25 protein-coding genes and 1 pseudogene are annotated in these 21,532 nt (G+C 67.3%); 12 read left to right on the top strand and 14 right to left on the bottom strand.

Translation table 11 applies throughout. The features are described 5' to 3' along the window. Positions 1-352 precede the first annotated feature (352 nt). Complete coding sequence (locus tag AC5L36_RS13945) at positions 353-586, bottom strand: hypothetical protein (RefSeq protein WP_441224330.1); 234 nt, start codon at positions 584-586, stop codon at positions 353-355. A gap of 299 nt (positions 587-885) precedes the next feature. On the opposite strand from AC5L36_RS13945, the gene AC5L36_RS13940 reads away from it, so the two are divergent. Beyond that, positions 886-1,737, top strand: a complete 852-nt coding sequence (locus tag AC5L36_RS13940; RefSeq protein ID WP_441224329.1) for an oxygen-binding di-iron domain-containing protein — start codon at positions 886-888, stop codon at positions 1,735-1,737. 168 nt (positions 1,738-1,905) lie between these two features. Then, positions 1,906-2,134, top strand: a pseudogene (locus tag AC5L36_RS13935) (ADP-ribosylglycohydrolase family protein); the annotation flags it as partial. Positions 2,135-2,351: 217 nt separating this feature from the next. Here the strand turns inward: AC5L36_RS13935 and AC5L36_RS13930 are convergent. From AC5L36_RS13930 to AC5L36_RS13915, 4 genes are all read right to left on the bottom strand, one after another. Further along, positions 2,352-2,498: a hypothetical protein gene (locus AC5L36_RS13930; RefSeq protein ID WP_441224328.1), complete on the bottom strand. Its 147-nt coding sequence runs from the start codon at positions 2,496-2,498 to the stop codon at positions 2,352-2,354. A 274-nt stretch (positions 2,499-2,772) separates the two neighbouring features. Beyond that, complete coding sequence (locus AC5L36_RS13925; protein WP_441224327.1) at positions 2,773-3,717, bottom strand: C45 family autoproteolytic acyltransferase/hydrolase; 945 nt, start codon at positions 3,715-3,717, stop codon at positions 2,773-2,775. Between the two features lie 42 nt (positions 3,718-3,759). Next, positions 3,760-3,888: a hypothetical protein gene (locus AC5L36_RS13920; RefSeq protein WP_441224326.1), complete on the bottom strand. Its 129-nt coding sequence runs from the start codon at positions 3,886-3,888 to the stop codon at positions 3,760-3,762. A 227-nt stretch (positions 3,889-4,115) separates the two neighbouring features. Beyond that, the gene (locus AC5L36_RS13915) at positions 4,116-4,316 is read right to left on the bottom strand and encodes a LuxR C-terminal-related transcriptional regulator (protein ID WP_441224325.1); all 201 of its coding nucleotides are present in this window, start codon (positions 4,314-4,316) and stop codon (positions 4,116-4,118) included. 180 nt (positions 4,317-4,496) lie between these two features. Here AC5L36_RS13915 and AC5L36_RS13910 point away from each other — a divergent pair, with 180 nt between their 5' ends. Next, positions 4,497-4,766: a transposase gene (locus tag AC5L36_RS13910; RefSeq protein WP_494908146.1), complete on the top strand. Its 270-nt coding sequence runs from the start codon at positions 4,497-4,499 to the stop codon at positions 4,764-4,766. A gap of 205 nt (positions 4,767-4,971) precedes the next feature. After that, entirely contained in the window at positions 4,972-5,283 is a 312-nt protein-coding gene (locus AC5L36_RS13905) for a transposase (RefSeq protein WP_441224359.1), read from the top strand. Between the two features lie 22 nt (positions 5,284-5,305). Here AC5L36_RS13905 and AC5L36_RS13900 read toward each other — a convergent pair whose 3' ends face one another. Continuing rightward, positions 5,306-5,791 carry a PaaI family thioesterase gene (locus AC5L36_RS13900; RefSeq protein WP_441224323.1) on the bottom strand — a complete coding sequence of 162 codons (486 nt, stop codon included), beginning with the start codon at positions 5,789-5,791 and terminating at the stop codon, positions 5,306-5,308. Between the two features lie 65 nt (positions 5,792-5,856). Between AC5L36_RS13900 and AC5L36_RS13895 the strand changes: the two genes are divergently transcribed. Next, positions 5,857-7,185, top strand: coding sequence for an aminotransferase-like domain-containing protein (locus tag AC5L36_RS13895; protein WP_441224322.1), 1,329 nt, complete (start codon positions 5,857-5,859; stop codon positions 7,183-7,185). Positions 7,186-7,715: 530 nt separating this feature from the next. Then, complete coding sequence (locus tag AC5L36_RS13890; RefSeq protein WP_441224321.1) at positions 7,716-9,335, top strand: PHP domain-containing protein; 1,620 nt, start codon at positions 7,716-7,718, stop codon at positions 9,333-9,335. A 420-nt stretch (positions 9,336-9,755) separates the two neighbouring features. Here AC5L36_RS13890 and AC5L36_RS13885 read toward each other — a convergent pair whose 3' ends face one another. Both AC5L36_RS13885 and AC5L36_RS13880 read right to left on the bottom strand, forming a co-directional pair. Further along, positions 9,756-9,962 carry an RNA-binding S4 domain-containing protein gene (locus AC5L36_RS13885; RefSeq protein WP_441224320.1) on the bottom strand — a complete coding sequence of 69 codons (207 nt, stop codon included), beginning with the start codon at positions 9,960-9,962 and terminating at the stop codon, positions 9,756-9,758. A gap of 93 nt (positions 9,963-10,055) precedes the next feature. Beyond that, positions 10,056-10,541 (bottom strand): MarR family winged helix-turn-helix transcriptional regulator, encoded by a 486-nt coding sequence (locus AC5L36_RS13880; protein ID WP_441224319.1) that lies wholly within the window; start codon positions 10,539-10,541, stop codon positions 10,056-10,058. Positions 10,542-10,660: 119 nt separating this feature from the next. Here AC5L36_RS13880 and AC5L36_RS13875 point away from each other — a divergent pair, with 119 nt between their 5' ends. Together AC5L36_RS13875 and AC5L36_RS13870 are read left to right on the top strand one after the other, a co-directional pair. Further along, positions 10,661-11,308, top strand: a complete 648-nt coding sequence (locus tag AC5L36_RS13875; protein WP_441224318.1) for an FMN-dependent NADH-azoreductase — start codon at positions 10,661-10,663, stop codon at positions 11,306-11,308. Positions 11,309-11,328: 20 nt separating this feature from the next. Further along, positions 11,329-11,457 carry a hypothetical protein gene (locus tag AC5L36_RS13870; protein ID WP_441224317.1) on the top strand — a complete coding sequence of 43 codons (129 nt, stop codon included), beginning with the start codon at positions 11,329-11,331 and terminating at the stop codon, positions 11,455-11,457. Between the two features lie 241 nt (positions 11,458-11,698). Here the strand turns inward: AC5L36_RS13870 and AC5L36_RS13865 are convergent, their stop codons facing one another. Then, the gene (locus AC5L36_RS13865) at positions 11,699-12,667 is read right to left on the bottom strand and encodes a glycoside hydrolase family 6 protein (RefSeq protein ID WP_441224316.1); all 969 of its coding nucleotides are present in this window, start codon (positions 12,665-12,667) and stop codon (positions 11,699-11,701) included. Positions 12,668-13,002: 335 nt separating this feature from the next. Between AC5L36_RS13865 and AC5L36_RS13860 the strand changes: the two genes are divergently transcribed. Continuing rightward, positions 13,003-14,016: a LacI family DNA-binding transcriptional regulator gene (locus AC5L36_RS13860; protein WP_441224315.1), complete on the top strand. Its 1,014-nt coding sequence runs from the start codon at positions 13,003-13,005 to the stop codon at positions 14,014-14,016. Between the two features lie 275 nt (positions 14,017-14,291). Here AC5L36_RS13860 and AC5L36_RS13855 read toward each other — a convergent pair whose 3' ends face one another. Continuing rightward, a complete protein-coding gene (locus tag AC5L36_RS13855) occupies positions 14,292-14,813 on the bottom strand; it encodes a hypothetical protein (protein WP_441224314.1) in 522 nt (173 codons plus the stop codon). Positions 14,814-15,267: 454 nt separating this feature from the next. Here AC5L36_RS13855 and AC5L36_RS13850 point away from each other — a divergent pair, with 454 nt between their 5' ends. The 3 genes from AC5L36_RS13850 to AC5L36_RS13840 all read left to right on the top strand — a co-directional run bounded on the left by AC5L36_RS13850 (position 15,268) and on the right by AC5L36_RS13840 (position 17,734). Then, on the top strand, positions 15,268-15,828 hold the full coding sequence (locus tag AC5L36_RS13850; RefSeq protein WP_441224313.1) for an RNA polymerase sigma factor: 561 nt from the start codon (positions 15,268-15,270) through the stop codon (positions 15,826-15,828). Further along, positions 15,821-16,867: a CU044_5270 family protein gene (locus AC5L36_RS13845; protein WP_441224312.1), complete on the top strand. Its 1,047-nt coding sequence runs from the start codon at positions 15,821-15,823 to the stop codon at positions 16,865-16,867. The genes AC5L36_RS13850 and AC5L36_RS13845 overlap by 8 nt, the downstream gene beginning before the upstream one ends. Before the next feature lie 402 nt (positions 16,868-17,269). Further along, a complete protein-coding gene (locus tag AC5L36_RS13840) occupies positions 17,270-17,734 on the top strand; it encodes a hypothetical protein (RefSeq protein ID WP_441224311.1) in 465 nt (154 codons plus the stop codon). On the opposite strand, the gene AC5L36_RS13835 is transcribed toward AC5L36_RS13840, so the two are convergent. The 4 genes from AC5L36_RS13835 to AC5L36_RS13820 form a co-directional block, all read right to left on the bottom strand. Continuing rightward, entirely contained in the window at positions 17,735-18,406 is a 672-nt protein-coding gene (locus AC5L36_RS13835) for a LiaF transmembrane domain-containing protein (protein WP_441224310.1), read from the bottom strand. 421 nt (positions 18,407-18,827) lie between these two features. Continuing rightward, on the bottom strand, positions 18,828-20,117 hold the full coding sequence (locus tag AC5L36_RS13830; protein ID WP_441224309.1) for a vanadium-dependent haloperoxidase: 1,290 nt from the start codon (positions 20,115-20,117) through the stop codon (positions 18,828-18,830). Between the two features lie 548 nt (positions 20,118-20,665). Next, a complete protein-coding gene (locus AC5L36_RS13825; protein WP_441224308.1) occupies positions 20,666-21,184 on the bottom strand; it encodes a hypothetical protein in 519 nt (172 codons plus the stop codon). Between the two features lie 18 nt (positions 21,185-21,202). Continuing rightward, entirely contained in the window at positions 21,203-21,532 is a 330-nt protein-coding gene (locus AC5L36_RS13820; RefSeq protein ID WP_441224307.1) for a hypothetical protein, read from the bottom strand.

Below are 21,532 nucleotides of genomic sequence, written 5' to 3'. Positions count from 1 at the left end.
GCGGCCCGCCCGTCGCAGAACGCCTCGTCGACGCGCCTACGCACCGCCTTGCGGAACGCCGCCACCATCGACATCGCGATATCGTCCACATAGGTCACTTAGGCAGTCAGGATCTTAGCGCCGCCGGGTGTGCTGTACATCAGCGTCGCGTAGCCCTGGACGCCGCCGTTGTGGTGAGGACGGTGACGCCGCAGCTTGGCGGGGGAAACGGAGTCGGCGTGGTGCCGTCCTGCACGAACAGCGCCCTGCCTAGCACACGTCGGTCAGCCACCGGCCCGCCTTCGAGCCACGCCTCCGCCGTTGAGCAGGGCCGATGTGTGGTAGGTGCTGGGCGTGGCCCTGCCGGGCGGGATCATCGAGCGGATGCTGTTAGCGCGTTACGTGGGTACCGCGCTGCAAGGCGCGATGGCAGCGGAACGTCGCCGCCTTCTTCCCAGTCCTGGCAGTCCTCGATGAGCACCGCGACCGGCCATTGTGGATCGTCCTCGTTGAGCTCACCCCACGACACCGGGTCGATCTCCTCGACCGTCTCCCACGCCTCGTCGTCCTCCCACCACGTGTCGGCGCCCCGGCCGAACTCGGCCATCACCGGCTAGTCGAGGGAGCCCTGTGGGCATGATCGAGTGCGCGCTCATCGGCATTACCGGACACCGACGAGCGATGTCGCCGTCCGTTCGTGACGCCATGGAGGCTTGCACCCTTGGAGGTACGCACCTTGCCTACTGGCGGGACTGGGCGATGGACCCGGAGTGGGCAGAAGCCGACATAAGGCCTGACTCGTGACGATGGCCCCCAGACAGGCGTGCGGTATTGACGCGTGCATGCTTGAGGGCTGCACTGGATTCGGGGGCGCTGCACCACGACTCGGTTCGAGGGAGAGCAGCGATGACTACGACCGAGACGTTCAACCTCTTGCAGCCGTACCAGATCGCCGACGAGACGTTCGTTATCCCGTGGGCGCTGGAGGCCCCACCGGTCGGACACTTCCCGATGAATTCGATGGTGATTCGCGGGGCCGAGCCGGTGCTCGTGGACACCGGGGCACCGGCGGTGCGGCCACAGTGGCTCGAGGCCGCGTGGTCCGTGGTCGACCCTATGGACGTGCGATGGATCTTCCTCACGCACGACGACCGTGACCACGCCGGCAATCTGCTACCGGTCCTCGCCGCATGCCAAAACGCGACGCTGCTGACCACCTGGTTCTCGATCGGACGCATGGCCGAGGAGTGGGAGACGCCCATCAACCGGTGCCGCTTCATGAACGAAGGCGACACGATCGACCTGGCCGACCGGACGCTGGTGGCCAAGCGACCGCCGCTGTTCGACAATCCGACGACACGCGCCCTGTTCGACACGAAGACCAGTGTCCTGTGGTCGGTGGACACCTTCGCAACGAACGTGCCCACACCCATGCCTGAGATCGCGGAGCTGTCCGCCGACGAGTTCCGCGACGGTCAGTTCTTCGGCGGGCGTCTGGTCTCGCCCTGGGCGACGCTGCTGGACAGCCGCAAGTTCCAGGCGGTGGTAGACGACATCCAACGACTCGACGCCGAAGTCATCGCCGGCTGTCACACGCCGGTCCTGCGTGGCCCACGGGTCGCGGAGGCCTTCGACCTCCTGCGCCAGCTCCCCGACATTCCGCCGTGGCAGGAGTTCACACAGGAGGACCTCGACCAGTGGATGGCGGCCGCCGAGAGCACCGTGCCACCGGAACAGCCACGGCCGTCGGCCACCTAACAATTTGTCCAACGAGTAACCACGCTCCACACCGGACAGAGCCGAAGCGAGAAAGCGCAGGTCAGAGGGTGGCCGCCGGGGACTCGAACCCCGAACCTACGGACTAAAAGAGGTGGGTCATAAACGGACCATGCACCCGTTGCTGAGATCCGCCAGCGGTACGGTCCCCGCGCACCACGCATGACCTGCCTGCGGGCCTGCGGTGGCCTCTCCGTCGGACTGCCCTGGACACCGGCCACCATCACCAACTCCAAGGGCCTGCGGCGCGAACCCCACCGCACTAGCGGCCAGCGAACTGACCGCGTACACCGTCCGACTCCTGCGCGACGGCGCCGACCTGGCATCCATGCCCACCCTGCTACGCACCAGATGCCACCAGCAGCGCACCATCTACCGGAAGAGGACAACCTGTTAGGTCGTCCGGCCGTGGACGCCAGCCGATCTACGGCGGCGGCCTGGCCGCACACGGTCCGACGGTCGACTATTGGTTCCTGTTGGATCCGTAGGGCCCAGACGCCACCCTTGCCCCGTTCCGGACACGATCCTGACCAGAGGCCCGACGGTTGATCGCGGCTTGCCTCGGGCATTCGCTAGATCACCCTCACTCACATCGGCTACGACCGCTGCGGCCAGGCCGACGTCAGCGCGGCGCGGACCGTGCGGCGGCTGACCTGGTACTTCTGAGCGATCGTCCGGCCCGACATTCCCGCGTGGGAGTCACGCCGGATCGCCGCGAACAGGTCAACCTTCGACGTCGGCATCGGCGGGCTCCGTCCAGACCCCGCCGATGCTCCCACCGTCGCCGGTGGCGCCAAAACTCGCGAACATTGAATCCATCCGATCGAGGCAGGAAACCCTGGTGTGCCCGGACAAGCGAACAAACCCCAGCTCAATGGCGGTGGAGCCGTTCAACAATCGGTGGAATGTCAGCAAGCCCGTGCGTCGCGGGACTGTCAGCCGTCTTCCAGGGCAAATCTGGCTCTGGCCAGAGTGAGCAGGCCGAGGTCGACCCAGATGTCGCGGGCGGAAAGCCTCTCAGCCGGCCCGGCCCAAGGTCACAGTGCGGGATCCGGGCGCGAAGTCACCGAAGGACTGTTGCCAGGACTCGCCGGGCCAGTAGTACGTCACACGGCCCTCGATGGGCTGGTAGCGGGCTGTGTAGAGCGTTCTCGACCCCTGCTCGTCGACGGATCGATAAAGCGGCGGCTTCAGCATCGCCGCCACATCCGCGCCCGCGGCGCGGATGGCTCGCAGCCGCTCCTGCGTCCGCATGGCCCGTTCCTGCTCGTCGGTCACCGGCAGGTGCTGGTGATTGGCGGCGCAGGCGTCCGGCGCCACCGTCGGCGAGATATCCGGCCCCACGAACACCGTCATCGCCTTCTTGGGATCGACAAGGGTGAGGTTCTGGGGGACGGCGACCGGTAGGGACCGCAGCCTGTCGACCGCCTCATCAACGGTGTCGCACCTCTCCAGTAGGTAGCGCACGAGGATGAGAATGGCGAAGCCGCGTCCGTAGACGGAACGTCCGCCCCAGGTGAGCGAGACCGCGAGACCAGCGTCGTTCATCCCGTCCAGCAGCCCCCACAGCATGTCCTGCATCCCGATCACGGGGCGCAGGAAGCAGGAGGAGACGATGGTCCCTTCGCACTGGTCGGGCCGTAGGTCATAGTTGCGCAGGAGAGTGCCGTTCCTGCCGATCTGGGTGCAGCCCTGCGAGAACGGCCGCAGTGCCGCGTGGGTGAGGAAGGCTTCCGCCTCGGGCCGGTCGAGTTGGCCGGCAAGGCGGTCCAGAACCGGGACCAGTTCCGGCATGTGCGCACGGAACAGCGCCCGAACACGATCCGCGCCCTCCGGAGTCCGGCCCTCCTCGGTCAGCAGGCCCTCCATCTCCTGCCACAGGCCCCGGGCGTAGGCGGCCCACCGCCCGTCGCCGCCGTCGCCGACCTCGATCGCCCGGAAGGTCTTGCGCTGTTGCCGCACGACTGCCACTCCCCTGCGAGGATCGGATGAGGTGAGGGCAACCTAGCCAATTGGGCAGGTATTCACCAGGTGACCGCCGTCGGCGACCGCCGGGCGCTGGACCCGGTCCCGCTCGTCATCCAGCAGCGTCCAGTGCTCGACCAGCTCATCGAGATCCAGCGATCGCGCCATGGCCGGAGATCCTTGCGCACCCAACCCCGGACCCCGGAGAGCGGGATTACCTGAAGGACGCCGGGTAGCGCTGACCAGTGCGATCACTGTCGTCTGCGGCTGGTGACACGTTTCTTACCGGCACCCCTGGTCCGAAACTCACGAACACCGACTCGTGATCCAAAACGATGGATCCCGAAATCGCGAACAGGTGGAGCCCACAGTTCGCGGCGATTGGAGAGTTGGAGCTAGCGGAGGACAGCGGCGATGTGGGTCTCGACAGTGCGGGCGGAGATTTGCCAGCCGCGTACCGATCTCCTTGTCAGTGTGCCAGCGGCGACGAGGCGCAGCACGTCGCGTTCGCGGAAGGTGAGTTGGTCGAGTTGCGGGTCGAGGCCTGGGCGGACGCCGCATTCCCTCACCGACGCCCGCGTGCGGGAGACGTACACCGGCGACACGATCGGTTCATCACTTTCGGGGATGCCAGCAGCCGCCCGGCAATGGAAGCGTCTAAGAGAGTGTTGGGTTACTGGGTGATCACGTGACGTCGCACTGGGGCGGTGAAGACCGGAGTGGTGGGCGTGTTGGTGCGCCAATGAGAGCGTCGTCCCCGTCAAGATCCTGTGTTTGTGGACAACGTGAATGTCGGCGGGGACGGCGCCGGGATAGCCTACCCCTGCGTGTTGACCGACCAGATGTGGCAGGTCATCTCGGCTGTCCTGCCTGAGCGGGACCCGGCTCGTGGTGGCCGGCCGCGCAAGTACGGTCACCGGCTGATCATCGACACGATCCTGTACGTGCTGGTGGCCGGATGCGCCTGGCGGCTGGTCCCGCGCGATCTGGCACCGTGGGACGCGGCCTACCGCTGGTTTCGCCGCTGGAGCGCATTGGGGGTCTGAGACAAGATCCACCACGCTCTGCGTGAACAGGTCCGCCGGGCGGAAGGCCGCGATTCGGAACCAACCGCGGCGGTCTTGGACTCCCAGACTGCCCGGTCCGCCTGCGGCGGTGAGCAGATCGGCTACGACGCCGGCAAACGAACCCGAGGCCGCAAGCGGCACCTGCTGGTGGACACCTGTGGCTTGCTACTGATCTGCGTGGCTCATCTGGGTCGACGGCGGCTACGTCAACAGCGTCGACGCCAGCCTTGTCGGCTGGGCCGACCACGAACTCGGTATCCGGTTGGAAGTCGTCAGACGCAACGATGACCTCAAAGGCTTCCACGTCCTACCCCGCCGTTGGGTGGTCGAGCGCACTCTCGGCTGGCTGACCCGCTGCCGGCGGCTGTGCCGCGACCACGAACGCACCATCGCCCACGCCGAAGACTTCGTCAAACTCGCCATGATCCGACTCATGGCCGCCCGCCTGGCCGGGCAGCAAACCCGCTACCGCAACATCCGACCGCAGGCCGTCTGAAACCGGCTGTGATGAGCTCGCCTTACCGGCCGTGGGATTGGTCGCCGCGCAGGGTGGTGATGATGCTCGTGATCGTGGCAACAGGCTTGCCGTCGCTGCGGATAACCTCGCACGTGTAGTGGGTGATGGTGCGGCCGGCGTGGGCAGGGCGGGCGGTGGCGCGCAGCGTGTCCTGCCAGACCGGGCGCAGGAACACCGCCCGCAGGTCGATGCTGGTGAACGTCTCGTCAGGGCCGACGACGGTGGAGTGGGCGGTGCCGATAGCGGCGTCGGCGAGCTCGACGATCAGGCCCCCGTGCACGGTGCCCTGCTGGTTGCCATGGACCGCCGGATCAGCGTCGATCTCCACCGTCGCCGTTCCGAGGTCGACCTCGACCAGCCGGAGGCCGAGGGTACGCGAAATCGCTGTCGGGTAACGGAATCGGCACTGCTCGGTCCCGGTGGCGGTGCCGGCGATCTGCCGGCGCAGAAGCTCAAGAACCGGCAGCTGGCGACCTCTGACAATCATGAGACGGCACGCTACGGACCACTGGTTAGGACAATCAAGAAATTGTCCTCGGTACAGTCAGCCACATGCGGTCCTACCAGGAAGTCGCCAACGCGCTCGCGGCACAGATCCATGACGGGCATCTGGCACCGGGGCAGCGGCTGCCCACCCATCGGCGGCTCGCCGCGCAGTGGGGCATCGCGGTGGCGACCGCCACCCGGGCGATGGCGGAACTGAAACGGATCGGTCTGGTCGTCGGTGAACCCGGTCGGGGCACCTTCGTCCGCGACCAGACGGTGAGGCTGGTGCCGGCCGAGTACGGACCCGGCGCGGACACCGTCTGGGCGGACCTGTCATTGACCCAACCACTGTCGCCGCCTCGGGCGCGACTGCTGCGCTCGGCGCTGCGACAGCTCGCCGCGGCCGGCGACCTGGACGCGCTGCTGCGGCAGCAGCCACCCGGCGGCCGGCCTCAAGACCGGGCGGTCACCGCCGCGTTCCTGGCCACTCACCGGATCGACGCCGACCCGGACCGGGTCTTCCTGACCGGCGGCGCCCAGCACGGGCTCGACCTGGTCGCCCGCGCGGTGCTGGCCCCCGGGGACGCGGTCGCGGTGGATGCGCTCACCTATCCCGGGTTCAAACTGATCGCCCAGACCCACCGGCTCAAGCTGATACCCATCCCCGCCGGCGGGGAAGGCCCCGACCTCGCCGGGCTGGCGCAGCTGTGCCGGCGACGGCGAATCCGCGCCATCTATACGATGCCGACACTGCACAACCCGCTCGGCTGGGTTCTCGACTCGTCATCCCGCCAGCGGCTGGTCGCCGTCGCCCGCGACCACGACCTGGTCCTGATCGAGGACGCCGCATACGCATTCCTCGCCCACCCGGCACCGCCACCACTGGTCACGCTGGCCCCGGAGCGCACCTTCTGGGTCTCCAGCCTGTCCAAGAGCGTGGCCGCCGGCCTGCGCTTCGGCATCCTCGTCACACCCGTCCCAGCCCGGCCCGTGATCGCACACGCGCTACGGGCGAACATGGCCAGCCTGCCCGGCCTCGTCACCGCCCTCGCGGTGCGGTGGCTGGGCGACGGCACGGTCACCGCGCTCGAGGCGGCCAGCCGACACGCTGCCGAACAGCATCAGAGCGTGCTACGCCGCCAGCTCGGTGACCTCCCGGTGACCGCCCACCCCAGGTCGTACTTCGCCTGGCTAGCCATCGACCCAGAACAGCGGATGGACCGGGTCGCCGCCGAACTTTCCCGCCGCGGGATCCGCATCAGCACCGCCGACACGTTCGCCACCACCACCCATGCCCCACACGCAATCCGGATCGCATTGGGAACACCGACCCCGACGGAACTCCCGGCAGCGCTCGCCGCCCTCCGCGAGGCACTGAACACCGTACAGATCTGACGCGTAACGAGAGCCAAGACGAACAGCTCGAACTGGCCAGAGAACCACACCTGCGTTCCCAACCAGTGCGTCACGTGATCAGCCGGTAACCCAACACTCTCTAAGCCAAGCCGTAGGCGTGTTCGAGAATACCGTGCCGAAATGGCTCGCATAGCGGATACCAGTGGCTTGCCACTCGTCGAAACCCACGGCTGGCCCAAGACCGCATCCGTCGGTAGATCTTGACTGACACGTCCTCCACTTGTGAGTGCCAGCAGGGCCACAGTCGGCATACGGGTCTGGGAGCACGGGCGGATGAGATGGACACTCCTGGAAAGGGATCACCGGAGCAAGGCGCCGCTGACTCGTGCCGTGCGTTCGTCCCTCAAGTGCGGCAACAGGTCAGCTGGGAGCGGTCGGCTGCCGCGGGCGGTATTCAGATGTGGCACTCGCCCCCGTCTCGCGGCGTTAACCTGAGATCTTTTCGGAATCGGCCACGGATGGGTACTGTCCCCGCCGGTGATCTTCAGTGCGGGTGGGTGGAGGAAACGATGGACCTGAGTACTGGCCGGCGCGGCTTCCTGGTGGGAACGGGCCTCGCCAGCGCCGGCGCCGTCCTGGGCCACGGCACGGCCGCGGCCGGCGCGCCCCGGGCCCGCGAGCCGCGGGACGGCTACGTCTGGCTGGCCGGTGACCATCACATCCACACCCAGTACAGCAACGACGCCATGTACCCGGTCGCCACCCAGGTGGAGCGTGCCGCCACCTACGGGCTCGACTGGCTGGTCGTCACCGACCACGGCAACGTCCCGTTCGCCACCTACAGCATTCCGCCGCTCGTGGCCGACATCGTCGCGGCGAGAAGGACATATCGCGACGACGTCCTGGTCTTCACCGGCCTGGAGTGGAACATCCCCGCCGGTGAGCACACCACGCTGATACTGGCCCCGGGCCCCAACGAGGCGTCCCTGCTCCAGGAGTTCGTCGACCGTTATGACGCCCGGGTCAACGGCACCCGCAACGGCACCCCGGAGAACGAGGCCATCGCCCTGCAGGCACTCACGTTTCTCAAGGACGCGGTGGCCAACGGCCGGATCGCCGACGCGCTGGTACTACCGAACCACCCGTCCAGGCTGGGCATCAACTCCCCTTCGGAGACCCGCAACTGGCGTGACGCCGCGCCCGGCATCGTCATCGGCATGGAAGGCGCCCCCGGCCACCAGGCGGCCGGCCTGCCCGCGCCGGGTATGGCACGCGGACGCGGCCTGTACGACTCCGCTCCCGGCACCTGGTCGTTCCCCGGCTATCCGGCCGAAAGCTACCGCACCTGGGGTGGGTTCGACTGGATGACGGCCACCGTCGGCGGGCTGTGGGACAGCCTCCTCGCCGAGGGCAAGCCCTGGTGGATCACCACCACGTCCGACGGTCATCAGGGCTGCGGCGACTGGGTCAAGAATCCGGTCGACCCACTCAACCAAACCGGGTACGACAGCATCCCGTACGACAGCGACGGACACACGTTCAACAACACCGGCCGGTTTCCCGACCCGGTCGACTCCGGCCGTCCGATCATCGAGTACAGCTCCTTCCCGCCCGGTGCCTACAACAAGACCTGGGTTGGCGCCACCGGGTACGGCTACCGTCAGGTGATGCAGGCCATGCGGGCCGGCCGGATGTGGGTATGCCTCGGCGACCTCATCGCCGGTCTGGACCTGCGCCTTCGCCCAGGCGGCTCGCGCCAGCCCGGAGTGCCGATGGGCGGCACCCTGAAGACGCGGGCCGGCCGCACCGCCGAGGTGGTGATCCGGATCGACCTGGCCGCCCATGCCAACTTCGCCGGACTGATGCCGGTACTCGCCAGGGTCGACCTGATCGTCGGCAGGATCACCGGACCCGCCGCCGACCGCTCCACCTTCCGCGCCCCGGATACCAAGGTCGTCAAGTCCTGGAACATCGACAAGCGGGCCGGCACCGTCGAGCTCGTCCACGAGATCGCCGTCGACGGGCCGTTCTACATCCGGGTACGTGGCACCGACGGCAAGCGCGGCGCTCCTGGCTACTTCGGCGCCGGTGTCGACCCGGCCGGACCCGCCCTCGACGTCATCGGCGAGGCCAATCCCTGGGAAGACCTGTGGTTCTACTCCAATCCCGTCTTCGCCACGACGCAGTGACGGAGTCCGGCGGGTCGACGAGCGTCACGTCGTTCGGGTCCGATTGAGTACTCGGGACAGCAACGGCTGGACCTGGGGCGGCGGAACACTGATCATGTGGTGGGGCACGGATGCATTCCCTCATCGCGGATCCACGTGAATGGTTGAGACGTGTCGAACACTGCTAAATCGCCGGCACGGAACACTGCCTGGCCATCGCCCTGCGCAGAGCTCATCCGCCCGTCCAAGCTCATGATTTGCGCCACCACTTCTGGCCGGACTCGGGCCGCGGTCTCCGCGTCCGGGACCCGGCCGCCGCCACTGCCCATCAGATCGCCCGCTGGGCAACGGCGAGCGAACCCCGACTCCGCCACAGGACGTAGCGAGCGGATCGCGGCTACTTGAGAGTGCGCTGAAGTTCTCGATGTCGTGGTTGTGCGGTCAGATCACCTGAAGGCGTTCGCCACCGATTTCGACGACGTCCCCGCGATGGAGCTGCCGCCCCCGACGCAGTTCGGCCTCACCGTTGACCGCAACCTCGCCCGCGACGATGGCGGATTTGGCTTCACCACCCGATTCGATGACGCCGGCCAGCTTGAGGAACTGGCCCAGCCGAATCATGTCGTCGCGGATCGGAACGTCTCTCATCGCTGCATCATCGGCCCTGCGAGGTGGACCAGTCCACCGCGACTCGCGGCTACTTATCCGCGCACACGATCTTGGTGTGGTGGCCGGGCGAGGTTAGCCGCGTCGTGTGCCTTCCTCTGCGGCCTTGTCGATTTGTTGGGTGACGTGGCAGGCGATGTCGCGGAGCACGTTGACCTGCTGCTCGGTGAGTCCGTCGATGACGTAGCGCCGCACCGCCGCGACGTGGCCCGGTGCCGCGGCGACCACGACATCCCACCCGGCGTCGGTCAGTACGGCCCTGGTGTAGCGAGGGTTTTCCGGGTCCGGCTCGCGGCGCAGCAGGTCCCGCTGCTCCAGGCGTTTGACGACGTTCGACAGCCGAGACAGCGAGCTGCCGATGTGGCCGGCCAGGTCGCTGAGGCGCTGTGTTCGGCCCGGTGTCATCGAAAGGTTGCTGAGCACGAAGTAGTCGAACAGGGTCAGCCTGCTGTCTCGTAGCAGCTGCGCGTCGAGCGCGCCGGGCAGGTTGAAGACGAGCTTGGCCAGGGCGATCCAAGCGTCGCGCTCACAGTCGGTCAGCCACCGCGGTTCGTCCGGCACGCTACCCAGCCTACGACGTGACTTCAGCCGTGAAGTGAGGCATGTCGCACCAGGTTCAAGATTGAAGTGTAATCGGATAGGTTCGACTTCAAGCTTGAACCTCATCCTTAGGAGTGGTCGTGACCCTGTTCCGGCTGGATGCCAGCATCCGTACCCACGGCTCCGCGAGCCGCGAGATCGCGGACATCGTCGAGGAAGAGTGGCTCGCCGCCCACCCGGGCGACCGGGTCGAGCACCGCCACATCGGCGTCGACACCCTGCCCGCGACCGCCTGGGCAGCGGCGGTCACTGCCGGCATGACCGCACCGCAGGAACGCACCGCCGAACAGCGGGACGCCGTCACACTCGCCGCGACGCTGGTGGACGAACTGCTGTCCGCGGACGCGATCCTGTTCGCCGTGCCGCTCTACAACTACGGTGTCTCCCAACACTTCAAGACGTACATCGACGTCGTCTGCACCGACCCGCGAGCGTCTGGCACACCGTTCCTGGCCGGCAAGCCGGTGGTGCTGGCCACCGTCCGCGGCGGCGCATACGGCGGCGGCACCCCGCGGGAGGGCTGGGATCACTCCACCCCATACCTGCGGCGCATCCTCGCCGACTGCTGGGGCGCCCACCTGTCCGTCGTCGAGCGGGAGTTCACCCTCGTCGGCGTCAACCCCGCCCTGGACCCATTCACCGAGCAGGCCTCGCAGATGCACGCCGGCGCCCTACTGGCAGCCCGCGAGGCCGGCCGCGCACTCGGCACGCTGCCCATACCCGCCTGAGAGCCGGCCAACCATTACCGGTGACGATGGCGGCCGGGCACGACCACGTAGCCCGGTGGGAACGACACCTCGACATCCACGACGGCTTGGTCAGCCTCGCCCGCGTCCTGATCTGCTGGTGCCGACTGACCAACTGGACGACCCAGTGATCGTTATAAGAGTTCTCAGTGCCGAGGTAGTTGGTCGGGGGCCAGAGACTTCCGCTTCTGGCCCCGGGCCGGCGCCGCGGCGTGAATCGGCGAGATGCTCGACGAGCCACACACCCGCGCAGTGCTCCACGCACTGCTACACACGATTTCCAGCACGACCCGACCAACGCCACTGTGGCTACCCGGGCAGCAAGATCCCAGCCGAACCGGATCCTGAACAAGGCCAGCCCTCACAACGCAGCTAATACCCGTAGATCATCTTGTAGGCCACCTCGGGTAGGAACTGCCCGGCGCTGGATCCGCCGCCGACGCCGCAATTGCCGTCGGATTCGCCCGGCGTCTTGAGCCATAGCAGCATCTCCGCGCCGCCGCCCATCTGGCTCGGCGTGCCGATCCGGCGGCCGCTCGGGTTGCACCATTCACCGTTTGAGCCGTTGCCGTTGCGGCTGGTGTCGATCACATATGGCTTGCTGTACCCGAACCGCTGAAGCGCGGCAGCGACCCGGTTGCCGTAGTTGGTGTTCTCGCCGGTGGTGAAGTAGTTCGACACGTTGAGCGCGAAGCCGCGCGCGTTGGCCACACCGGCCATGTGGAGGCGCTGTGCCATCGTCTGTGCGTCGACCCAACCGGGATTGCCGGCGTCGACGTAGGCCCACGTATTGGGCGCCTTGGACCGGAACTGACCGACGGCGCGGGACAGCATGCCCACGCGGTCGTTGATCTGCGCCTGGCTCATGCAGTTGAAGTCGCCTAGGGAGTCCGGTTCGAGAACCACCACGGCGGGACGGCTGCCGATGGCGGAGGCGAAGGAGGCGATCCACGAGTCGTAGGCGGCGACGCTGCCGGCACCGCCACCGGAGTGGCCGCCGCAGGCATCCCGGCCGGGAAGGTTGTAGGCGACCAGCAGCGGCAGCTTGTCGACGGCGTCGGCGGCCCCGACATAGTTTCTGACCGCGCTGCCGATGTCGCCGCTCCAGTTGCCGAACCAGCTGGCCATCGGCTTCTGCGCGATCTGGGTGCGGATCGCGGCGGCGCGTCCGTCACCGGGATTGGCGGCCGCCCACGTGGCGGGGCTGGAGTTGGGGTTGACGTAGAACCCGCTGGTCTGGCTGACCGGATCCGCGTAGGCAGCCGGCGCGCCGAGCAGGACCGCGGGAGCCGCCAAGGCCAGCGCGGCAGCAAGCACCCGAGGACGGGTCAGTCGTTTCATGGGCGTGTCTCCTCGTACGTGGGGGACCTTGGCGGGCGTCGACCCGTAAAGCTGGAAGCGCTTCCAGTCGGCTACATCTATATATATCTATCCGATGGTCAGTAAGAAGCGGGCGAAAGTCAAGAGATGCGTCGCCTTACCCCCTTCTCAGGGGAGACCCACCGTGAGGTTTCCTGGGACCGCTTCCAGTTCCCACGTTCCGTTCCGGGTCGAAGGTGACGGCTCGGTGAAGCACATCGACGCTGTCGTCACCGATCGATACGATCGATCAGCGATAACGGCGCCGCCGGTGGTAACGCCTGCCCGACGTCGGACAGGAAGGACTCGGCATCGCGATGGCAGCGCAGAAGCCTCGACGGCAGCCCACCCTCGACGAGGTGGCCGAACGGGCTGGCGTGTCACGGTCCGCCGCGTCCCGGGTCATCAACAAGGCACCCCACGTCAGCCGCGCCACACGCGATGCCGTCGAGCGGGCCGTCAAGGAGATGGGCTACCTGCCCAACCGAACCGCCCGTGCCCTGGCCACTCAGCAGACCGGAATCGTCGCCCTCGCGGTCTCCCATGACGATCCACAGTTGTTCGCCGACCCGTTCTTCGCCCAAGTCATCGTCGGCGTGTCCGCAGCGCTCGAGGAGACCGACCTCCACCTGCTGCTGTGCCTTGCCAGCTCGCGCCGGGGCCGGTCCCGACTGACCAACCTCCTGCACACACGCGGCGTCGACGGCATCATGCTAATGGCCTTGAAAGGCGACGATCCGTTGACCCACATCGTGCGCCGGACCGGCCTGCCCGCGGTGTACGGCGGCCGGCCGCTGAACTTCGAGCCGCAGTGGTACGTCGACTCCGACAACCTCGGCGGGGCGCGGCTCGCCACCGAGCACCTCATCGGGCTCGGTCGAACCCGGATCGCCACCATCACCGGGCAGATGTCCACCGACGTCGGCCGAGCCCGCCACCGCGGCTACATCGAAGCGATGATCATGGCAGGTCTCACCCCGTACGGGACAGCGGAGGGCGACTTCACCGAGGCCAGCGGCGCCGTGGCGATGAAAACACTGCTCGACCGCCACCCCGACCTCGACGCCGTATTCGCCGCTAGCGACAACATGGCGGCCAGCGCCCTGCGCGTGCTGGGCGAGACCGGCCGGACCGTGCCGACCGACGTAGCGGTGGTGGGCTTCGACGATCTCGGCGTAGCCGAACGAACCGATCCGCCGTTGACCACGATCCACCAGCCGATCCAAGCACTGGGGAAGGAGATGACCCGGATGCTCATCGGACTGATCGCAGGGCAGGAACCTACGTCCATCATCCTGCCCACAAAATTGGTGCTGCGCGACTCCGCATGACGCACTGGCTCAACGGCCCTCGACTGGCGGGGCCTCCCAGCCAGAGGCGAACCACCGGACCGCCCCTGTCGCCGGCCGTACGACCGCCTATGCGGCCTGGCCCAATTCAGGCAACCGCCCGACCAGCGGCAGATCCGGACGCCAAGATCAAGGGCTCGCTCGCCATCAGCACGCCGCCGAAGCCGCGCGCGACCAGCGGCATGAGCGTGCACGTGATCTTGTCGCCAGCACCGCGCGGATCGCGGCAGATCCGGATGCCCCCGGCGGACATTGGGCTAGCGTCGCCCAACCGTCGTCCAGTCGGTCGCTGAGGGTGGGACGAGCTCACCGGCTTCGTAGCGGTCGATCCGCCGATGGATCTCAGGCAGGTCCGAGACAGGAAAGCAGACCTGCATCAACCGCATCGCGAAACTCGACGCTATCGTCTCGTCGAACATCGCCAGGTCCATCGGTTTGACACTGACGTCCCAGGCATGCGGGGCAGCCCAGTGAGTCATCCTTACGTAAAACGCGTCGCGTGGGCCGGCCTGCGCGACAGCGGTCAGGAACCGGAGGCCGTCCTGGATCGGAAGGTCGATGAAAGCCCATCCCTTGCGGGACTCCACGTATGCAGCCATGTGAGGCAACAGGTCCACCCAGTCCGCGTTGCTCTCACCGGCGTCCTGGCAGCTGGTGAACGTCTGAAACCCGTTACGCCACAACGCCTCGACCAGTGGTGCCAGCATCTCATCAATGTCGGCGCTCCGGTCACCGACACGTACGGTGCGCACCGGGTGGACATTGGTCGGGTCCGTCATGCACAGCAGGTTACTCGATCATCAACTGCGTGAACGGTCGCAGTGTCTTCCGCAGTTCAGTGCGCGCACATCGGCATGAGAGGGCGTCCGGGTCGGCCGTCGTGCGCGATTCCGATCAACACAACAGCCAAGGGCTATAGGACGAGGACCGCCTACGCCCGCTCGACGGCGCTGCGCTCGACGCAGAACAGGTTGCCCTCCAGGTCGGCCATCGTCATCCAACCCCGTGCCGTCGGGCTTGCGGTGATCCTCGTGCTCGGTAGCGACGATCTCCACCGTGTCGGTGCTCGGGGCGGGAGCCGGGTCTGCGGTGCTGTGCCGCAGGTACGCCCCATCTTGCAACACATGGATCGTGGACAGGACAGGAGTCCGTTACACAGCACGACTGGTGTAATCGTCGGCGAGTTGGCGACACAAGTAACGGTGTACCCGTTGACGATAGTCAGGAGAGTCTATGCCCGTGCTGCGAGAGCGCGGCGAAGGCTGGTTCACCGCCTCATATTCCGCTCACTATCCGCAGGTCGCTCGTTACGTGCTGCGTCGGCTCGCTGACCCGGACGCCGCGGCGGAGTTGGCGCAGGAGGTTTTTGTCATCGCTTGGCGCCGCCGTGCCGAGGTGCCCGATCGTCAGCTGCCTTGGTTGTACGGCGTGGCGCGCCGCGTGCTTGCGAACCATTGGCGTGCTCGTCAAGCCACGCCGGTGCGGGTAGACGAGGAGCAACTGTCCATCGCGGTCGACGAGCACAGCGTGGCCGATCGGCTGACCGATATTCGCCGGGCGCTGGCCACCCTCTCGGAGGCCGACCAGGAGTTGCTGCGCCTGATCGGTTGGGAGGAGCTTTCGCTCGCCGAGGCCGCCGCCGTCCTCGGTTGCAGCCGAGCCACCGCGGCCGTCCGGTTGCACCGCGCGCGGGGGCGGTTGGCCCGCGCCATCGAAGCGCCGACCACGCCGGCCGCTCGCGTGCCGGTATCGAAGCATCTGGAACGACAGCAGAGAAGGAACAACCATGTTTGACACCAGCAGCACCAAGGCGCTCCTCGGCCCGACGGATCCGGCGCGTGGCGTGCGGATCCCCCCGCCGCGCGCGCAGGCCGCCGACATCATCGCCCTCGCCGAGGCGACCGCCGCCATCGTGGCACCGTCCGGCGTCCGGCGCCGCCGCATCCTCGTCCCGGTCGCGGCCGGGGTCGCCGCCGCTGGTCTCGTCGCGACCGGCCTGGTCGCCAGCGGACTGACCGGCGCGGATCCGTCCAGCGTCACGGCCGGCGAGACGACCGGACCGACGCCCACCCGGACGGTTGTACCGACGCCAACGCTCGGGCCCGTTATCCGGCCCGTAGGGTTCCAGATCGACCAGCGGCCACCCGCCGCGGGCGACCAGCTGCGTGCCCTCGCCGCGCAACTGGCACCCGGCCGGTGCGACACCACCACGGGCAAGTACACCTTTGTACACACCATCGGGTGGAACGCCGTCTTCGACGACCTGCCCAACGGCAAGGCACAGCGGATCATCCCCAGTGAGAGGCGGGAGTGGAGCGCCCCCGACGGCTCCGCCCGGATCCGCACCACCGTTCTGCCGACGGTGTATCCGAACGAGGAGTCGTATCGGTACTTCCAGAGGCATCCGGTCGAGCCGACCGCCACCCACACGACGGTCGAGGACGTCGACGCCCCGCCAGCGGCCGAGCGAGACCGAGCGAAACCGCCGCTGCCGACCGACCCGGCCGAGATCGCCAAGCGCATCGACGACCAGAACCCGTTCCGCACGGTGCGCGACTGGTCCAGCAACTACCCGGTTCCCCTCGCCACGCGGGCCGAACTGCTGCGCATCCTCGCGAAGACGCCGGGTGTCGTCTGGCGAGGTGAGGCCACCGACCGCGCCGGCCGCAAGGGTGTGGCGGTGAGCCTCGACAACGGCGAGATCGAGAACGTGCTCATCTTCGACCCGCGTACCGCAGAAATGCTCGCCTGGGACGAGATCGAGCAGCCCACCGACACGGTCGCAGGCGCGACGCTGGTCCTCGGCTGCGAACACACCGACCAGTTCGGCTGAACCGACACCGCCGGATTGCCCGCCGGAGCCTGGAGCAGTGCACACTGCTCCAGGCTCCGGCGGGCTTTGTCTACTGTGGAGAGAATTCGCTGTAATCGTTGCCATCGCTTCGACACAGGTATATGCGTAGGCATCTCGGTCGAGTCCCACAGGGCCTGGTCGTGCCAGTTGGCGGAAGGCCATCGGCTGCGGCGGACCAACGCAGTCCGTCGAGCCGAATCCCGGTCAGGTCGATCCCGAGCAGGTCGCCCAGGCGCCGGCCCACCCCAACTGCTCGGCGGAACAGGTCCGACAACCACGACCTCTCCCCTACCTGGCTGCGACACAGCAGTCCTTCTCAGCCGACCACAACGCCGACCGGCAGGAATCCAACGTTGGGGCCATCGACCGCCGGATAAACAGATGCATAAGCCCGTGACACCGGCAACACCGCCGAACGTGGCCTGGCCCCGGCTCTTCGAGGCGCTGCCGGAACAGACGCTCAAACAGGTGGCCGAGGCGCGCAACCAACTCGACACGGCGGCGCGCCTGTGCTTAAGTCTGGGGGTCTCCGCATTGGCATCGGCCGTCCTCCTCCTCAGGCATGGCTGGTGGCTGCTCACGCCTGCCGTCATGATCCTGCTTGCAGCAATCGCGTACCGGGCTGCAGTGGCAGCCGCTGGGGTCTACGGGACTGCGGTCTGCGCCGCATTCGATGTGCATCGACTCAAGCTGCTACAGCTCATGCACATCGATCTGCCGCAGAACCTCAGTGAGGAACGGGAGCTCAACGAGACGTTGACGACCTTGTGGGAGCGTGCGACGATCCCGAGCGCCGAGATCAAGTACTCACGCACCGACACGGACGTCGGACTGTATCATCAATGATCATGGTCGGATCAACGTGACACCTGATCCGATCACCAGACTCTCCACTATCAGAATCGGCTTCGAAGGGTCGGTCTCCACGGTCGAAAGCCGATTACGGCTCCGGCCGAGGATGTTCCGGCTGCTCATCTCGATGCGCCAACCTTGAGGCACGACGACGTCAACCGCGCTGCCGAACGCCGTGATCTCAAGCCTGGCCTCTTTCAACCCGTCTGGCTTGGGTAGCTCGACCGCACATCCGCTTAGCACCGACACCAACTGGGCCAGTGACCTCTCGTGGTGCGGCCACGAAATCTTCCGCGATTCGGCGATCGATGTCATTCGCCCAGCCACCGGGGAGTCCGCCGCCTTGCGTCTGTTGGCTGCCGCAAACCCTAGAAACCCCGCCCCAGCCATGCACGCCAGAAGCGGCAAGATGAACCGGTCCATCGATGACGGAACGACACCCGTCGTCCGCAGCGCCAGCGCACCACCGAGGATGGTCATCGCCAGGGGCACCAGCAACGCCGGTCGGTGCGAGGCAAGTCGGATCAAGCCGCCAACTCCAAACAGAACCAGCACGATGGGCCACCACATCGCGATCAGATGCGGCACGTTGGCGGACGGCACCAACCGATCTACAAACAGCAGGGCGCCCAAGATCAATAGACCGGCGCCGATCCATAGCCGCATGCCCGTACATGGCCGAGAGTGAACCACTAGACCGCCGCCCGGTGCCCATGACGCGCCGCTGATGGAGACGGATGCCTGCGAGATGCCGGCAGCCGTCCGGTTCCTACCGAAGTTCACGGCGGCCTTCAAGTTCAACTACCCGTTCACGCCGTCGCTGTGGTCGCCGTTCGACGGGATCTCGCAGGCCTGGAGCGCCCAGATCAAGGCCATGCTGCCCCGTTGGACGCGTTCCGGCCGTTGCTGGCAACGGTCGAGCGGCTGCGGGAGATGCTGCCGCCGAACTGGCGGGACCCGGCCCTGGACGGCCCGCGGCTCAGCACCTTCATCGAGCGCCGCGTCGGGGGCTGGCCTCGGATTTGGATGGATGGTGGGGTGGCGGTTGAGCGTGGACGCGTTCTGCGCTATCTCTCGTGCGGTGTACTCACCTGTGCGGCTGGAAGTGGTGTTGGGCGATATAGTCAGCGACGGCCTGGCCGAGTTCGGCGCCGTTGACGTCGGCGGTGCGGAAGTGGATGCCGCCCCAGATGCGTGCTTCGATGACTTCGGCGGTGGCTTGGGAGAAGCTGCGAAAGTGCCTTGTGGTGCCGGTGTCGACGCTGTCGGCGCTGAACGGGATCCGGTCGGTGCCGAAGAACAACCGGTAGGCGGCCATCCGGGCGCTGGTGCCGCAGGTGTTTCCGGACGGGTAGTCGGGCTGGGCCGGGGTGACCAGCAGTGGCGTCCAATTCGGGTCCGCCTGAGTACGCGGGTTGCCGTCGGTGTCGGCCAGTTGGACAGCGGTTACCGGCCGCCAGAAGCTGAAGTGTTCCCGGTCGTTGTTGCAAGCGACGGCGGCGTCCGTGGCGGTGATGTCGTCCATGGCGAACATGCGTGCGGTCTGCAGCACGCTCAGCCGTTGGCTGGTGGCCAGCTGCCGTTTGATCTCCCAGTTGGGGGACTTTCGGTCGTGCCACCATCGTGCGGCGTCGGTCTGGTCGGCGGTCCGGGTCGTGCTGGTCGCCGAGCCGACCCGCTGGATCTCGTTGAGGTCACGGGCGTAGGCGCGGCTGGACAACGCGGGCGGCCCCTGCGTACGGAACATCGCCGGATTGGGGATCAGGAACGGTTTCATGTAAGCGAACCAAGCCCCGGAATTGGCGAAAGCCGGCGGGGTGGGCCGCCACTCGCCCGGCTCGGTGCCGACCGACCACATCTGGTCCCCGAACGCCCCATCATCCTGCCGTGCCGCGATCATCGCGGCCGCGGCCTGCTCACCGACCGCGATCCCGCCCCGTTTGGCCCGGCCGTCCGCGATCCCGGCCAGCCACAGCTCGTACTGCGCCTGTAGCCGCTGCTGCTGCTCGGGGAACAGGGCCTGCAGCACCCGGTGCGCGGCGGCACCGACCGCGGCGTCCGTGGACTCGAACCCCCAGGCCCGCGGCGCGACCAGGTACGGCTGATACGGCGTCCCGGCGATCGCGTTCACCGCGTCGTAGACCGCACCACTGACCATCGCGAAACTGCGCCCCGCCACCTGCGCCGGCTGCTGACCGGCAACATCCCAAATCGCCGTCTGCGCATACCCATCCCACACCACGGCCGCGTTGACCGAAGCACCCGAAGCGGACACCGGACCTACCGGCGACGCGACCGCGACCGGCACCACCAGCGCGAGCATCGCGGCGACCGCCACCCCACGAGCGCAGCGGCGCGACCGATCCTGACCTGCCATGACTGACCTCCCCAGGCTGGCATGCCGATCACTACCACCGAACCCCGAATCGCCAAGATCGGTCTATCTCGACCGGCGCTGAAGCGACCGTAACAGGGAACCATCACACCAACAATGCAACGAACTTGATCGATATGATCCGGCCCTAAAGTCGATTACAGGGCCAACCTCACGCCACAAGACAACGACACGGCAACCCGACCCTCTCGCGCCTACCGAATTCGGCGAGATCGCGCACCAACCCGGGCCAACCCTTCATCACTCTGCTCGCACGCGGGCGCCACGGCCGCGAGGTCAGGCTGCGCCGCACCCAGCGCGGCGACGCGCTGGTCGACCTAATGTCCTGAGGGTGGGCCACGTCTTGAAGCCCTCGACATCATCCGGCCACCCCGGGACCTGGTCCCAACCGGCGCGACGAATGCTGAGACCCAACCGGGCCACCCTCGGCAGCCGCGAGATCTCTTGGTCCGATTCAGTGTCGCTGCTGGGAGATTCCTCTAAGCGGTCATCGATGTCATCGAGCACAGCACCGTCGGCAGCTGTGCCGATTAGCCCGCAGCCAACCGCAGCTCGACGAGTACGGCCTGAGGAATCTCGCCGCCGGAGCCCGGCTCGACCGCGACGAACGCGTTTGGCGGCACCTCCCACGTGCGTTCGCCGTCCGGCAGCTCGGCGGTCGCCTCGATCGGCTTGTCACCGCCGCGGATGCCGAACGTGGCGGGCACCTCGAGCGTCAGAAAACCCGCCGTGCCCCGCGTGCGGAAGCAGTAGTAGACGCCGTACGGCTCGGCTTCGAGTGCCTTTTCGACCTGGATCTGGCCGGTGGCACATTGTCCCTCGTCATAGGTGCGCGAGGTGACAAAGACGATGTGCCCGTCGCCCTTGAAGACCTTCAGGCCGTGCTCGGCCAGGATCCGCTCGGCGCCCGGGTGGGTGAAGTCTTCCACGGCCGGGGTTTGCGTATCGGCCACCTCCCGGGCCGCCGAACCGGCGCCGGGCAGGACGAGCACGGAGGCGGCCACCACCGTCGCCGCGCCAAGCCATGGCATGATCTTCCGCTTCGTCACCGTGCTCCCCCGCCCACGTTATTCACCGGCCTGCATACGCACGACCTCGTCGGTCAACTTGGCCACGAGATCGCGAAGCTTTTGCGCGTAGCCGCGCTGGTACTCGTCGCCGCTGTGCTCGTGCTTGCTGATCAGCTCTTGTGCGGCACGTAGCAGCGTGGTGGCGACCGGCACGCGATCGGCCTCCGGCAGCAGCGACAGCGTCAGCCCCGGCTGGACCCGGTAGTACTCGATCTGCTCGCGACGCTCCGGCGGGGCGACGCGTATCGCCTCGTCGATGAGCTGGCGGTAGCCCCAGCCGTTCGTGTACCAGGTGACGGTGTCGGAGACGCCGATCGAGCCAGCCAT

Source organism: Phytohabitans sp. LZ39 (assembly GCF_059359075.1).
This window is presented reverse-complemented; position numbering and strand designations above follow the sequence as displayed.